Annotated in this window: 15 protein-coding genes; 10 read left to right on the top strand and 5 right to left on the bottom strand. The window is 69.3% G+C overall.

Translation table 11 applies throughout. The annotated features are described in order from the left end of the window. The first annotated feature begins 71 nt into the window (after window positions 1-71). From POF73_RS20605 to POF73_RS20570, 8 genes are all read left to right on the top strand, one after another. Window positions 72-497 carry a hypothetical protein gene (locus POF73_RS20605; RefSeq protein WP_272117476.1) on the top strand — a complete coding sequence of 142 codons (426 nt, stop codon included), beginning with the start codon at window positions 72-74 and terminating at the stop codon, window positions 495-497. A 103-nt stretch (window positions 498-600) separates the two neighbouring features. After that, the gene (locus POF73_RS20600; protein WP_272117475.1) at window positions 601-1,038 is read left to right on the top strand and encodes a hypothetical protein; all 438 of its coding nucleotides are present in this window, start codon (window positions 601-603) and stop codon (window positions 1,036-1,038) included. Between the two features lie 74 nt (window positions 1,039-1,112). Further along, entirely contained in the window at window positions 1,113-1,484 is a 372-nt protein-coding gene (locus POF73_RS20595) for a hypothetical protein (protein WP_272117473.1), read from the top strand. Between the two features lie 93 nt (window positions 1,485-1,577). Beyond that, the gene (locus POF73_RS20590; protein WP_272117471.1) at window positions 1,578-2,750 is read left to right on the top strand and encodes a serine hydrolase domain-containing protein; all 1,173 of its coding nucleotides are present in this window, start codon (window positions 1,578-1,580) and stop codon (window positions 2,748-2,750) included. A gap of 22 nt (window positions 2,751-2,772) precedes the next feature. After that, the gene (locus POF73_RS20585) at window positions 2,773-3,015 is read left to right on the top strand and encodes a hypothetical protein (RefSeq protein WP_272117469.1); all 243 of its coding nucleotides are present in this window, start codon (window positions 2,773-2,775) and stop codon (window positions 3,013-3,015) included. A gap of 459 nt (window positions 3,016-3,474) precedes the next feature. Further along, complete coding sequence (locus tag POF73_RS20580) at window positions 3,475-3,714, top strand: hypothetical protein (RefSeq protein ID WP_272117467.1); 240 nt, start codon at window positions 3,475-3,477, stop codon at window positions 3,712-3,714. Between the two features lie 326 nt (window positions 3,715-4,040). Next, window positions 4,041-4,727 (top strand): YqeB family protein, encoded by a 687-nt coding sequence (locus tag POF73_RS20575; protein ID WP_272117465.1) that lies wholly within the window; start codon window positions 4,041-4,043, stop codon window positions 4,725-4,727. 270 nt (window positions 4,728-4,997) lie between these two features. After that, entirely contained in the window at window positions 4,998-5,201 is a 204-nt protein-coding gene (locus tag POF73_RS20570) for a hypothetical protein (protein ID WP_272117463.1), read from the top strand. Between the two features lie 169 nt (window positions 5,202-5,370). On the opposite strand, the gene POF73_RS20565 is transcribed toward POF73_RS20570, so the two are convergent. From POF73_RS20565 to POF73_RS20555, 3 genes are all read right to left on the bottom strand, one after another. After that, window positions 5,371-6,963, bottom strand: coding sequence for a hypothetical protein (locus POF73_RS20565; protein WP_272117461.1), 1,593 nt, complete (start codon window positions 6,961-6,963; stop codon window positions 5,371-5,373). Window positions 6,964-7,246: 283 nt separating this feature from the next. Further along, complete coding sequence (locus POF73_RS20560) at window positions 7,247-8,221, bottom strand: SH3 domain-containing protein (protein ID WP_272117459.1); 975 nt, start codon at window positions 8,219-8,221, stop codon at window positions 7,247-7,249. Window positions 8,222-8,635: 414 nt separating this feature from the next. Beyond that, window positions 8,636-10,615, bottom strand: a complete 1,980-nt coding sequence (locus tag POF73_RS20555) for a sigma-70 family RNA polymerase sigma factor (RefSeq protein WP_272117457.1) — start codon at window positions 10,613-10,615, stop codon at window positions 8,636-8,638. A gap of 195 nt (window positions 10,616-10,810) precedes the next feature. Between POF73_RS20555 and POF73_RS20550 the strand changes: the two genes are divergently transcribed. Continuing rightward, window positions 10,811-11,224, top strand: coding sequence for an SsgA family sporulation/cell division regulator (locus POF73_RS20550; RefSeq protein WP_272117455.1), 414 nt, complete (start codon window positions 10,811-10,813; stop codon window positions 11,222-11,224). Window positions 11,225-11,245: 21 nt separating this feature from the next. Here the strand turns inward: POF73_RS20550 and POF73_RS20545 are convergent, their stop codons facing one another. Beyond that, a complete protein-coding gene (locus POF73_RS20545; protein WP_272117453.1) occupies window positions 11,246-11,707 on the bottom strand; it encodes an Lrp/AsnC family transcriptional regulator in 462 nt (153 codons plus the stop codon). Between the two features lie 162 nt (window positions 11,708-11,869). Here POF73_RS20545 and POF73_RS20540 point away from each other — a divergent pair, with 162 nt between their 5' ends. After that, window positions 11,870-12,790: a methyltransferase domain-containing protein gene (locus tag POF73_RS20540; protein WP_272117451.1), complete on the top strand. Its 921-nt coding sequence runs from the start codon at window positions 11,870-11,872 to the stop codon at window positions 12,788-12,790. A 164-nt stretch (window positions 12,791-12,954) separates the two neighbouring features. On the opposite strand, the gene POF73_RS20535 is transcribed toward POF73_RS20540, so the two are convergent. Next, the gene (locus POF73_RS20535; RefSeq protein WP_272117449.1) at window positions 12,955-13,722 is read right to left on the bottom strand and encodes a cutinase family protein; all 768 of its coding nucleotides are present in this window, start codon (window positions 13,720-13,722) and stop codon (window positions 12,955-12,957) included. Window positions 13,723-13,733: the final 11 nt, after the last annotated feature.

Here is a 13,733-nt window from a genome sequence, read left to right as displayed (position 1 = left end):
ACATCAGCCTCACGCGCAATCAGGCGCAATCGCTGAACAGGCGTGCAGTTGAACTGCCTAACGTCCTGGTCATGGCCACAAACCCCATCCGGTCAACCGGCGCAACTTCGTGCAGTGCAGCGTCTAACGCATCCAACACACCATCGCTGGGCGAGCTTCTCGTACGGTCTGCTGCCAGCCTCCGCGAGCGCACCGCAGTCCAGGCCCTGGTCGAAGAGGAGAAGCTCCTCTCCCGGGACAACGTCCGTGCAGCGCTCGTAACCAAGGAAGACGGCGTCATGACGTGCCGGTGGGAGGGCTTAGCCGGACGCCTGTACACGCTCGGGCTCGATGAAGGCGAACGTGCATTCCTCGGGCTGGTCCTGTCGCTCGCCGGCGTGCACCGGAGCCACCTGGCCGCCGTTCGCCACCTGAACGAGCGCCGCTTACAGACCGTGCTCCAAGCACTGGTGCGGCTGGCTGGGAACGACCGGATCGCGATTGGCACGCGTGTCTGATCCATTCCGGTCACAAGGTCGGCCGACCAGAAGGCCCGAAATTCCTCCCCAACCGTGAGGTGAAATTCGTGCTCCAACGCAATCACGAAGAGGGTGGTCGACGATGACCACCACTGTCGCCGCTCAATCGCGTACTGGCCGCTCGCTCGTCACAGACACCGAGTTCGACATGCTCGCCACGTTCTGCGCCGACGAGTACAGGCTGGAGCGCCGTGTCGCAGATCATGTTGTCGACCAGGCACTGGCCTTGGTCCACGTGATGGGAACGACGGGCCAGGGCGCCACCATGGCGCCGTCACAGCTGGTGGACCCCGGCTGGCACACGCTCATCCTGCACACCGGCTGGTATGCCGACTGGTGTCACAAGCAGTTCGGCTACTTCCTGCATCACCAGCCGAACTCCAAGGTCCGCACGCGCGGACTGATGACGTCGGTCGTGGAAAAGCTCAGGGCCGCTGGCTTCGAGGTCGACGACCGTCTCTGGGGCACCGCGGCGAACTGCAACCCTCCCGCCTGTTGCGGCGACGGCCCCTGCTGCTGACCCGAACTCACCCCAGTCCCTTCCTGACAGGGCGGGTTGGCACCAGTCCGGCTCGCCCAGAACGGACCCTGCCCGTGCCCCTCACAGAGCTGACCGCGACCAGTCGTGTGACCGTCTTCCCTCTCGCAAGCCTCACCGTCGCCTACACCACACAGTCCACCGACGAGCGCCGCCTGGGCGACATCGGCCTCGTGACCATCGTCGACAACCACAGTGACGGGGACGAACTATGGCGGCTGGCGCGTGAACTCGGCGCATGTACTGCCGACCAGGACCAGGCCCGCTGGATCCTCACTCAAGCGAGCCGCGCCCGGATGGTCAACGCGGAAGGAGATCTGCCTGACGCGACCTGGAAGGCGTTCGTCCATCGGCGCCTCGATCTGGACGCGCTGTTCGCCAACCATGACGTTCTCATGACGGGCCGGATCGCCGTGCCTGTTCCTTGACGTATTCCTCGGCCGACGCCGCTTCGCCATCGTCCTCGCGGGATGATCAGTCCGGGGATAGACGCGTTAACATCACGACGCAGGATAGGCGGCATGACGACGATCAACGGTGAGGTCGAGGCTGGGTTCGAACCGGTACGAGAGGCGTTCGCGGCGAACTTCGCCCAGCACGGGGACATAGGTGCGGCGGTGTGCGTGTACCAGGGCGGCCGACCCGTCGTGGACCTGTGGGGTGGGGTCGCGGACCAGCACTCCGGTCGTCCTTGGGTGCGGGACACCCTGCAACTGGTCTACTCCGCGACCAAGGGCGTAACCGCGACCGCGGCGCACCTGCTGGCCCAGCGCGGCCTGCTGGACCTGGACGCTCCAGTGGCCGAGTACTGGCCGGAGTTCGCCGCGAACGGCAAAGCAGAGATCACGGTGTGCCAGCTGCTGTCTCACCAGGCCGGCCTGATCGCTCTGGACCAACCGGTGCCGCTGGCCAAGGCGTTGGCCTGGCAGCCGATGGTGGCCGCGCTGGCCGCTCAGTCTCCATTGTGGAATCCGGGCACCACGCATGGGTATCACGGACGAACCTGGGGCTGGCTGGTCGGTGAGGTGATCCGCCGGGTGTCCGGCCACATGCCGGGCCGCTTCTTCGCCGAGGAGATCGCCAGGCCGCTGGGACTGGACTTCTTTATCGGGCTCCCCGCGAGTGAACGCGACCGGGTCAGCCGCCTCGTGTACCAGCAGCCGGACATCGACTACACCACCGTGCCTTCGGAGTCGATCCCGGAGGAACTCCGCGACCTTGTAGCCGCCTGGCGAGATCCGAACTCGTTCAACAACAGGGCGTTCGCAGTCACCGACCCCGCCGAGATCGACTTCAATTCGCCTGAGGTGCAGGCCGCGGAACTCCCTGCCTCCAACGGCATCGGCACCGCCCACGGACTGGCGCGTATGTACGCCGCGCTGATCGGCGTAGTGGACGGCATGCGCCTGTTCACTCCGGAAACTCTCGCGTCGGCGACCAAGGAGCAGGCAAGCGGAGCAGACCAAGTGATTGTGGTGCCGAGTCGGTTCAGCTCCGGGTACATGCTGCCCACCAACGTCAACCCCATGACCGGGCCGAGCTCATTCGGCCACACAGGTCGAGGCGGCTCTCTCGGCTTCGCCGACCCCGAACATGGCATCGCGTTCGGCTATGCCATGAACCACATAATCGGGGGTCCCAAGGATAGGCGTGCCGCGTCGCTGGTCGAAGCCGTGCGAAAGTCGCTGACGTAACTACGAATTCGTTTTCATCGGGATGGCCATTGCCGACCCGGGCGAACTCGCTCTTCACAACAAGGCGCTCAACGCCCGCACCAGTGCTGCGTGTTACGGGCGGGCTGCCAAGGAATTGATCGGTCAAGCCATCGTGCCCATTACCCCCAGCTCGCACCGGGCCTCGACGCGGGGCGCCTCCTTCGACAGTCGCGCCCCCGAGTCGGTCGACGTGAAATCGATCTCCGCACCGCCCCTGCCCGCGCACACCTCGATCAGCTTGTAACTCGCGCTCGGGGACGGGCCGGGTTGGGTTGGGTTGGGTGTGACGGTCGTCCAGTCCGCGTTCCACGCCCAATGCGACAAATCAACTGCAGTCGTTGGCAATGGCATTGAGGGGCGACTCGACCTGGGCGGTGAGCTTCTTCTCGGCTTGGGTCTCGCCAGGGGTTGGGCGGAGAGCGGTCGTGGCCAGGGCGTCTGCCAGGAGACCCCGGATCGCGTTTCAGACGGTCGGGACAGCCCGGGTCGGGCGGTCAGGTTGCGGCTGCCGAGGACGGTGAGCGGGGCGAGTGGGCGCCTGGCCCGCGGCGGTCTCTCCCAGGGCGGGGCGGCGTAGCTGATTCAGGGTCATGGCCCGTATGGCGGCCTCGAAGAGCGGAGTGGGAGATATCGGACTAGCCTCCCAAATGAGCGCGAAAACGATCTTTAGTGGTGCGCGCTCTACTCAAACTAAGGAGGAGAAATGCGTAAGTTCCAGAAGGCCGCTGTCGCGGCCGCAATGCTCGGTGGTCTGACCCTCATAGCCAGCGGCACCGCCACCGCCCAGCCCATGCACGACCACGGCCACGGATACTGCAAGTCTCACGACTTCAACATCGACATCCTCGGCCAGGTCGGCATTCTCAACGGCCTACTGGGCAATGCGCTCAACGGCGAGGGCAATGCCGGTGGGCAGGTCACCGATTTCGGTGGCACCTGCTGAGACTGATCAGCGGGAATTGTCTGGCATAGCTCGCCGATATGGGTCCTGGCGCCCGGGTCTCCGACTCGGGCGCCAGGGCCTGTCTTCGTTTGTGGTGGGACAACCAAAGTTGCAGATGTCGTAGACCATCGGCTGATGGCAGGGGTCGGGCTTGCCTGCAGAATCGACTCCTGGTGGCGGCCGCCGGCCGCCGGCCGGGATGAGCGTCTTCGGGAAGTCCGGAAACGATGGCCGGAAGCGTAGGCATGGGGGATATGAGGGGTACGGGGGATCTTTCGAGGAAGGGCCGTCCGTCGGCCGGTGCGTCGGAACGCGACGCCGCCGTCGTGATCGCGGAGTCGGCCTGGGTTCTTGTGCTCTTCTGGGTGGGGTGCGGGGTCGTGGTCGGCGGGCTGGCTCCGCTGCTCGCCGACTGGCTCGTGACGCTGCCCTGGGCGCCGTTGGACGGGCCGGCCGAGCTGCTGAGTTCCGTCCCCGAGCCGTGGCGCACCATCGGTGCCGTAGGCGTGGGGGCGCTGCTGGGGCTGGTCGTCGGGCTCATCGCGGTGCATGAGTCGCTGGCGGTCAGCGTGTCCCGCGGCGGCGTGGCCCTCACCGTCAGGGACGCGTCGCAGGAGTTCGGGTGCGATGAGGTCGGCCTGGTGGTGCGGGACGGGAAGCAGCTCGTGCTGCTCGGTCCGGACGGGATGGAGATCGCACGGGAGGACTGCCATCTGGCGTGGCGGCGGCTGGCCGACGCCTTCGCCGGGCGTGGTTACCAGTGGTCGGACGTTGATCCGTATCGGGAGGAGTTCCGGCGCTGGGTTCCCGGTACGCCCGGTCTGCCCGAGGGGGCGGACGCTCTGCTGCGGGCTCGTGCGGCGGCACAGCAAAAGGACGGGAACAGCGAGGACGTGCGGGAGCTGCGCCGGGAGCTGCTGCGGCTCCGGGTTGTCGTACGGGACGAGAAGAAGCGGCAGTACTGGCGTATGCCTCAGGGTTCACAGGGTTCCTGGGGTTCCCCGAGTTCCTGACCTGCCGGGAGCTGATACGCCAGTAGCTGACATGGCAAAAGGTGACTCCCCGACACCTGACGTGACGACACCTGACGCTCCAGAACCTGACACCCCGACACTCCAATGGCCGCGTCCGGGGACTCCTCCTGCAATAGGACCGCGAGACCGTGTGGTCACCGGTTCGGCGGAGTGCGGCAGATCGGGGGACACGCCTTCCTTCGGATCCGGTTCGAAGGCCTGTTCCCGCGGCTGGGAGGATGCGCGGACCACTGAGGAAGTAGAAGGGGGATGAGCGTGATCGTGCTCATCTTGGTCGGCGTTCTCGTGCTCGCCGTCGGAGGGTGCGTCTGCGTCGTGTGGGCGTCGCGGGGCGGTCCGGGCTGGGTGCGCGGTGTGGCTGCCGTGACTCTGGCGGCCGGCGAGTTGGTACGGCGGTCCGGGCGGTCGGGGCGGGGGGCGAGCTCCGGTTCGGGCTCCGACTCGGGCGACTGACGTCGTGCGGTTGGCCGCACGGTCGTAGAGACCCAGGGTCGTAGAGCCCCAGGGTCGTAGAGCCCCAGGGTGGTAAGGCGGGAGCCGTGCGGCACGAAGCCGTACGGCAGGAGACTTGGGCCGCGCCGGGAAGTATCAGTCCTCGGCGCGGCCCGCTGTCAGCCCGTGGTCAGCCGGTCGGCTTCGGGTGGCGCGGCGGTGATGTCGTCACCGTTCCGCCGCCCTTCGTCAGAAGCCACTCATGGTGCAGTGCACCCAGCGGGATCCTCTTCTGGAAGAGCGGCGTGCCGAATATGGTCAGTTGGAGCTGGAGGGAGCCGGTCAGGTCCACTCCGCCATAGAGGGCGTAGGTGCCTTTCGCCGTTCCTCTCGCCGTTCCCTTGCCGTCTACGGAGCCCTCGGCGGACGCGTCCGCGTGTGCGCGGACGTAGGGGGCGAGGTCGGCGGTGACGCCCGCCGTGCCGTAGAGGCCCACCGTGGCCTCGGCGCCCAGGGCCGCCTTGACGTCGCCGGCCGCCGTGACGCGGGCCTTGAGGGGTTCGCCCGTCATGTCGGACTCGCTGACCGGTGTCCAGCCCTTGGCCCAGGAGAAGGTGCCGCCGACGCGGAAGTCGCCCTTGAGGTTCTGTTCGACGTCCACGGTGACCCGGCCGTCCGCGTTCACCTGGATGTAGCAGGTCAGATCGAGATTTACGACGACGGGGACGGGGCCCACCTGGATGACCGGGTCGGCGTGCAGCTCGGCGAACGGGATGCGGGTCTGGTGTCCGGAGGTCGAGCCGGCCGCGCGGCCCTTCAAGGACCATCGGGAGGCCCAGTCGCCGGACAGGCCCAGGAAGGCGCCGCCGGGTGAGGTGCCCGCAGCGGCGCCGGAACCGTCGTACGAGAACGCGACCTCGGGGGCGAGCTGGACGAAGCCCTTCACGGACGCGGCCGCCGACGCCGGGGCGCCCTCGGCCGTGGCGATCGCCGCGCCCACGTCGATGCGCAGGCTGCCGAGCGGGAGTTTCGCGCCCTCGGGGCCGAAGTGGAGGCCAGCCGTCTTGGCCCAGGAGACCTTCACTCCCTGGACGAGTGGCTCGACCTCCATGGCGGACGGGTCCACCGGGACCGTGCCCTCGGCCTTGCTCCTGCCGAGCACGGAGGTGAGCTTGGCCGGTTCGGTCTGGACGGTCGTGTCGCCGTCGTCCGTGGCACCCGTCACCTGCGTGACCTCGGCCAACACCCCGTCAGGGGCGCCGGGGGCGGGAGCGCTGGCGATGATGTCGCCGACGGCGACCGAGGCGGGGCGCTGCGAAGAGTCGACAGAGGGGCCGACGGGGGGACCGGCTGAGCGGTCGGCTGACGGGCCGGTCGAGGGAGCAGCTGAAGGGCCGGTCGAGGGAGCGGCTGAGGGAGCGGTTGAAGGGCCGGTCGAGGAACTCCCCGAAGGGGCTTCGGTCGGGTTTCGGTTTGGCGCCGAGGGCGCCTTGATGACGGCCCGTCCGCTCTTCCGGTCGTACGAGGCGACCTTGAGGGAGGACTTCTTCGCCGTAGCCCCCTCACCTCCGTCGGCCACCGCGGTGGGGGCGGCCGTACCGGACGGGGGAGAGACGACGGCGAGTTGTTCCCGGACCTCGGCGGCGCTTGGAGCCTCGGCCGCCCTTGTGGTCGGTGTTTCGGCCGGGGTGCTCGGTGAGCTGGTGGAGCAGCCGGTGGTCAGCAGGGCCGCGATGGTGAGCGCCGGCAGTAAGGCATGGCTCTTGAGCCTGGGTCTGTGCACGCGTTTTTCCTCGGGAGCGGTGTATGGGGGTGCGCTGCAGGAGGCGACGGGTGGGGTGCAGGCGTACTGCGCGGCACGGATGGGCGTATCAGGGCATGCCGATTCGTCGACTTTCGCGGCATGTTGACACGGCCGTTTCGGCACAGTGCGCAGACGGTGGTTACCCACCAGTAGTCATGCATGAGCATGCCAGCGACGCCGACGTAGCATCCGCTTTCTTCCCGCGTGATCTTGGTGAGGTGAGTCACACCCTCGTCCGCCAGGCGTCTCAACTCGCCTCGGGTCAGCAGGCCGTGGGGACGACCGTCTCCGCATCGCCGCTCAGGGCGGTCCCCGTGACCCAGCCCGTCTCGCCGTTCGTGCGGAGCAGCTTGACCCAGATGTCGCTGACGGAGCCGTGCGCGGCGACCTCTTCCCCGTGCTGGAAGCACAGGGCCTGGTATTCGCCCTGCGCGGCGATGTGGCTCACCTCGACGCCGGCCGTGCTCGGCTCGGAGCGGACCGGAGCGCCGGCCCGGCCGATGACGGTCGTGGTGGCCCCGTCGGTCGGGTCGGTCGGATCGGTGGGGTCGGTCGGGTCACCCGTCGGCGTCGGGGAGTCCGTGGGAGTGGGGGTCGGATCGGGGGTCGGAGTGAGGTCGGTGGCGGTATCGGACGGAGACGGGTCCTGCGCGGGGGTCGCGACGAATACCGTTGCCGCCTGGTCCACGGCCGCCTCGACCTCGTCGCCGGGGCCGGGGGCCGTCTCGTCCGGGCGCGGCAGCCGCACCGTCCCCGCCGGGCCGGTCGTGGGAATTTCGACCTTCGTGACGGCCCCCTCCGACGCGTCCGACTCCTCGGTGGCGTACTGCACCCGAAGGCAGGCGGCGGTCAGCTTGGTGACCGTGTCCGTGACGGAGTCACCGACGGACACCTCCGGCAGTACGACGTCCAGGACACCGGATTCGGGACAGGCACCCGACGCCGAGGCGCTGGGCACCGGGGAGTCCTGCGGGGTGTCGGAGACGGTGAGCCGTGTCGTCTCGCCCGGCTCGGCATCCGTGGCGTCGATGCGCAGTGTGCCGCCCTTGGCGGGGGCCAGGGACTGGCCGTCGAGGGCAGGTTCGACACGACGGTCCGTGCGGATCAGATAACCCGCTTCGACCAGTCCCCGTTTGGGGTTTACGTATCGGAACACAGCCGTGAGGTAGCCCTTGGGGTTAATTTCGAACTGGTGCCCAACTCCCGCGTCCACGGAGAAGACGCCGATCGGGGTCACGAAGGATCGCCCTACGGAAACGGTGATTTTCCCCGACGAGTCGAGTGTGAATGTCACGGGCGCGAAAACCGGGGTGAAGGAGCCGGACGCCTCGGACTCGTCACAGCCTGCCACACCCATCGTGGCCAGCAGTGTCATCCCGACTAGCGGCAGAGCAAGCACCCTTGTCACGACTGAACGCATAACGACGCCCCCGATACCCCCGTGCGCGCATTCCTGCGCGCCTCTACCGGAATTCAGAAGCGTAGCGCCGTGCGGCGGTCGCCACCATCTCAATTCTGAACCCGGTGCGCAGAGTTCAGAATTCTGGAACGGAATGGGATGGCAGGGACAGGGGAGTTCTGGAGAGGCTGGACGGGCCGTCGGGCGGGCAGCTCATTCGCCCGCCCGCCCGTTCGCACGTCCAACCTCTGCTCAATTCCCGCAATCGCTACCGGGGTCCTCGGGCGTTGGCTGTGGGGCGGGGGTGGCGGCAGGCGCGGGTTCGGGGGCAGGCGCGGGTTCGGAATCAGGTGCAGGCGCGGGTTCGGGATCAGGTGCAGGTGCGGGATCAGGTGCGGGTTCGGGGGCAGGTGCAGGCGCGGGGTCAGGCGCGGGTTCGGGATCAGGTGCAGGCGCGGGATCAGGCGCGGGTTCGGGATCAGGTGCAGGCGCGGGTTCGGGGGCAGGTGCAGGCGCGGGGTCAGGGGCCGGCGCTGCGGGCGGCTCGTTGCCCGGCATGCCCGGCTCCGGGTCCTGCGGCTCCGGGTCCTGTGGATCCGGGTACGGCGGCTTCTCCTCGCCAGGCTTGCCTTCCCCGGGCTTGCCCTCCCCCGGCGTCTCGTGCCCCGGATACCCCTGCCCCGGCTCCTCCGGCTGCTCCTCCCCCGGGTCACCCGGCGCCGAAACCGACGGCTCACCACTTCCCGGCGCCGGCTCCTGCGAGGGCGGCTCAGGCGCCGCAGGCTCAGGCGCCGGCCCGGCCTGCGGCGGCACCCCGGGTTCGTCAGCACCCGATCCCTCGGCACCCGATCCCTCGGCACCCGATCCCTCGGCACCCGGCCCCTCGGCACCCGGCCCCTCAACCACCGGCCCAGCCCCAGTACCCGGCCCAGCCGCAGACCCCGCTCCCGTTCCCGCTCCCGTCACCGCCGTGCCCGAACCACCGGCACCGTCATCGACACCGGCACCGTCATCGACACCGTCATCGACACCGGCACCGGCACCGGCACCGGCACCAGCACCGGCGCCAGCACCAGCACCAGCACCAGCACCAGCACCAGCACCAGCAGCCAAAGCCCTCACAGACTCAGCCCCGTCACCCACCCGGCGCTGCTCCCCCCGCTCCTGCCGAGGTGTCTCCGCAGCAGCAACCGGCCCCTCCGACGGCCGTGCCGCAACCGGCGCCTCCGCCAACGGCAGTCGGGGTGCGGCCGGGGCCGAGGACGGGTCGTTCACGCCCAGCGCGATCATCATCGCGAGGGCCGCCCCCGCGACCGTCGCACCCGCGGCGATCGCCGTCGGCACCTTCGCGCCGGAGCCGCCGGTCACCGCCTGGCGGGCCGTGTGCAGGGCGCCGCCTAGCTGGCCGCTCAGGGCGGTCGCGGCGCCGGTGGACCCGGCCGCGAAGGGCAGCAGGAACTTGCCGGCGCCGCCGACGGCGAAGACCAGCAGGGCCGGGGCGACCAGTGCGGGCAACCGGTCGTTGGCGCGTATGAGGACCGCGAGCCGGCCGCGGCAGTCGTCGCAGGCGTCCACATGGGCGAGCAGGCGTTCGGACTGGCGGGGCGTGGCGTTGCCGCGGACGTACGCCGGCATGCGCACCCAGTGAACCTCGCAGGCGGGGTCGTCAGGGGCACCGGTCTGGGAGCGCAGGAAGGCCTGGCGCATGCCCTCGCGGGCACGGTGCAGGAGTACGGCCGTCGCGCCCTGCTTGGCGCCGATGCGCTGCCCGACCGTCTCCAGCGGCTGGCCCTCCGCCTCCGCCAGCCACAGGGCCTGTACCCAGCGCTCGGGCAGCTGGCCCAGCACCCGCACCAACAGGTCGACCGAGGAGACCTGTTCGGCCGGGTCCGCGGCGTCCTCCATGTGGACGGACATCTCCGTGCGCTCCGCGGTCCGCGGATCGTGCGGGGTCTCGCGCGTGTCGCCGACGGCCGTCGCCGCCAGGTGTCGCACCGTCGTCATCAGGTACGCCGGTACGTTCTCGATCTCGTGCCCCTCGGACAGCCGGCGCCACACACGGAAGTGCGCCTCGGCCACCAGGTCCTCGGCAACCCACGGGTTGTTGCGGGTGAGCGAGCGGGCGTAGGCGACCAGGCGCGGCTGCTGTTCCTCGTAGATACGGGCGTACAAGGCGGTGGCTGACGCGGGAGGCGACGCCTGGGCGGGCACCTTGGGGAAACCGTCGGACATGGCAGGAACGCTCCAGTTGCCTGCTGAGCTGATGAGCAGCGGACGAGTTTGTCAGCGTAGATGACTAAAATCTCAAGCAATTGGTTCGCGTGAGTCAGATCACACAGTGCGGCGTCCGGTTCGGCGTAATCAACGGGCCTGCAGCACGGTCGAGAAAGCGCATACACACCGACGACGAAAGAGGACGACCCACCCATGCGCCCTGCCCTCGAACAGCCCGTCCGCGCCCGCCTCGTCACCCCGGAGTACCCGGAGCTGTCCGTACGCCTCACCCTGGGCTACGACGCCGCCGACCCGTTCGCCGTGCGCATCGGCTTCCCCGCCCATGTCTCGGACGGCGGGTCCGGGGTGACATGGACGTTCGCCCGCTCGCTCCTGGAGGAGGGGCTCGACGGGGCCGCCGGGCTGGGGGACGTACGGATAGGACCGCGCGGGCGGTCCCGCACGGTCATCGAGTTCCACGCACCGCACGGCATGGCGGCCGTCAGATTCGGTACGTCGGCTCTGCGGCGGTTCCTCCAGCGCTCGTACGCCGTCGTCGCGCCGGGGAGAGAGGATCTGGGGCCGGAACTTGAGCATGGGCTCATATCCCTGCTCGATGGCGTCTGAGGGCGTGCGCGCAGAGGCGGCTCAGTCGGTCGCGATGGGCGTGAGTACGCGTGTGCCCGACTGCCGGTAGATCACCGAGCTGCGAAAGCTCACGACCTCGCGGCGGGCGCTGAAGCGGTCCATGAGGAAGGCGTGCAGGTGCTCGATGTCCGGGACGGCCACATGGACGAGGAAGTCGTCGTCGCCGGAGACCACGAAGACCGAGACGACCTCGGGGAGTTGGGTCAGATAGCTCTCGAAGTCGTGGATCACCTCGCGGCTGAGGGGACGCAGCCGGGCGAAGACCAGGGCCTGGAGGGTGCGGCCGAGCAGGCGTGGCTGTACGGCCGCGTGGTAGCCGGTGATCACTCCGCGGGCGCGCAGGGCGCGGACCCGTTCCAGGCAGGTGGAGGGCGCGATGCCGACCCTGCGGGCGAGTTCGCGGTTGGTGAGCCGTGCATCGCGCTGGAGATGGGTGAGGATCGCCGAATCAGTGTCGTCCATGGCGGTCATTCTTCCCGGGGCTCCGAATTTCCTTCGGCCGAGCCGCCCAACTCCCGTACCGCGCCCTACATTTCCCTCGTTCACGCCGGACCGAGCCGGGACCGAGCACGGCCCTGGCCGGACCGAGCGGGACCGAGCCGGACCGAAGGGAGCCGTCCCCCGATGACGACCGTCACGACGACCGCCGCCGCTGGAGCCTCTGGCGCCGCTGGATTCGCTGAACCCCCTGGAATCGCTGGAACCGTCGTTGAGTCCGCCGCCCAGCCCGTCGACCAAGCCGTCCGTCACTACGACCGTTTCCTCGCCGAGCACTACACCTGGATGCTCGGCGGCGATCTCGACGCACTCGCCGCGGTACAGCGTGACTCCCTCGCGGCATGGGGGGTGACTCCCGAGTCGGCGGCGGGGCCGGTGGCCGGGGCGCTCGCCGTGGATCTGGGGTGCGGGCCGGGGCATACGAGCCTCGCGCTGGCCGGGCTGGGCTTCGACTCCGTGCTCGCGGTCGACCTGAGCCGCCCGCTATTGGGCGAACTCGCCGCGCACGCCGCCCACCTGCCCGCCGTGCGTCCGGTGCGGGCGGACGTGCGCACCGCGTTGCGGGAGCTGGTGCGGCCGGGGTCGGCGGGGGCCGTCGTATGTCTGGGGGACACGCTGACGCATCTGCCGACGCGCGGGGATGTGGCCGCCCTCTTCGCCGACGTCGCCGCCGCGCTCGCGCCCGGAGGGACGGCCGTGTTCGGCTACCGCGATCTCACGGTCCCGCTTTCCGGCACCGACCGCTTCCTGCCGGTGCGGGCCACCGAGGACCGGATCATGACCTGCTTCCTGGAGTACCCGGACGACTACAACGACTACACGGTCGTCGTGCACGACCTGATCCACACCCGGGACAGCACCGCCACCGGCGCCGGTACCGACGCCGACTGGACGCTCACCGCCCACAGTTACCGCAAGCTGCGGCTCTCCCACGCCTGGGTGCTGGAGCAGCTCCGTACGGCGGGGCTGCGAGTGCGGCACGAGGAGAGCGGGGCGGGAGGTATGCGGACGGTCGTGCTGGAGCGGGGCTGCGCGGGGCGGAGGTGATCGGAACAGGTCGAGACAGGACGGAATAAGACAGGACAGGGGTGAAAAAGGCCCAGGTCAGAACCTTCCTGACCCGGGCCTCTCTCAGACAACCAGGACTCTGACAATCAGAGCTCTGGCAATCAGAGCTCCGGCATCAGGATTCCCGCCTCAGGACTCCGGCATCAGGACTCCGACCAATAGACCCCGTTGAGGCCCTCCTGGGCGATCGTCCTGGCCATGACGTTGCCGTCCTGGACGTATCGCCCGTGCACGTCCGTGAGGAAGAAGTCGATCGCGGCGACCGGCTTCGTGGCGTCGCAGGCCAGGTCGCCGCGGATGCAGAAGCGGGCGACCGGGACGCCCGGGAACTCGCGGGGGCCGGGGCCGGCCGAGGTGAGGCCGAAGGCGCCGAGGCCCTTGGGGACCTTGGCCCACATGCCGGTGTCGGGCTGCTTCGGGTCGGCGTACAGCTTGCCGTCGACCAGTTCGCGCGGGATGTCGGTGCCGCCGCCCGCGATGAGTTCCAGTACGGCGTCGGCGGCCTGGGCGCCCTGGGAGTAGCCGACGATCGTGATGCGGGCGTCCGGGTTGTCGCGGTGCGTCTTCTCGGCGGCGGCCAGGAGGTTGTCGTAGCCCTGCGCGACGCTGCTGTCGTAGCTCGGCGCGGTGAGGTCCGGCTGGTTCTGGCCGTTGAGCCAGGGGCCGGCGCTGGCCGGGTAGCAGACGGGGACGACCTCGGCGCCCTCCGGCAGATGCTGGTTGGCGTAGTAGAAGGTCCCGGTGCACTGCGGCGCGGGCCGCGCGATGCCGGTGCCGCCGATCTCGACGTAGATGTGGCGAGGGGCCTCGTCGGCCTGGGCGACGGTGGGTGTGAGGGCGGCGGCGGCCGTCATCGCCGCCGCGAGGGCGACCCTCTTGGCGCGGCGGGCGAGTCGGTTGGTCTTCGGCATGGGTGTTCCCC

Source organism: Streptomyces sp. HD (genome assembly GCF_028369295.1).
GTDB lineage: Bacteria > Actinomycetota > Actinomycetes > Streptomycetales > Streptomycetaceae > Streptomyces.
Note: the sequence above shows the minus strand (reverse complement) of the source record. Positions and strands in the feature narration are given on the sequence as shown.

Bases quoted from the DNA above. Each gene is read 5' to 3' on its own strand.
- POF73_RS20605 (WP_272117476.1), top strand. From the start codon at position 72: ATGGCCACAAACCCCATCCGGTCAACCGGCGCAACTTCGTGCAGTGCA.
- POF73_RS20600 (WP_272117475.1), top strand. From the start codon at position 601: ATGACCACCACTGTCGCCGCTCAATCGCGTACTGGCCGCTCGCTCGTC.
- POF73_RS20590 (WP_272117471.1), top strand. From the start codon at position 1,578: ATGACGACGATCAACGGTGAGGTCGAGGCTGGGTTCGAACCGGTACGA.
- POF73_RS20585 (WP_272117469.1), top strand. From the start codon at position 2,773: ATGGCCATTGCCGACCCGGGCGAACTCGCTCTTCACAACAAGGCGCTC.
- POF73_RS20580 (WP_272117467.1), top strand. From the start codon at position 3,475: ATGCGTAAGTTCCAGAAGGCCGCTGTCGCGGCCGCAATGCTCGGTGGT.
- POF73_RS20570 (WP_272117463.1), top strand. From the start codon at position 4,998: ATGAGCGTGATCGTGCTCATCTTGGTCGGCGTTCTCGTGCTCGCCGTC.
- POF73_RS20555 (WP_272117457.1), bottom strand. From the start codon at position 10,615: ATGTCCGACGGTTTCCCCAAGGTGCCCGCCCAGGCGTCGCCTCCCGCG.
- POF73_RS20550 (WP_272117455.1), top strand. From the start codon at position 10,811: ATGCGCCCTGCCCTCGAACAGCCCGTCCGCGCCCGCCTCGTCACCCCG.
- POF73_RS20545 (WP_272117453.1), bottom strand. From the start codon at position 11,707: ATGGACGACACTGATTCGGCGATCCTCACCCATCTCCAGCGCGATGCA.
- POF73_RS20540 (WP_272117451.1), top strand. From the start codon at position 11,870: ATGACGACCGTCACGACGACCGCCGCCGCTGGAGCCTCTGGCGCCGCT.
- POF73_RS20535 (WP_272117449.1), bottom strand. From the start codon at position 13,722: ATGCCGAAGACCAACCGACTCGCCCGCCGCGCCAAGAGGGTCGCCCTC.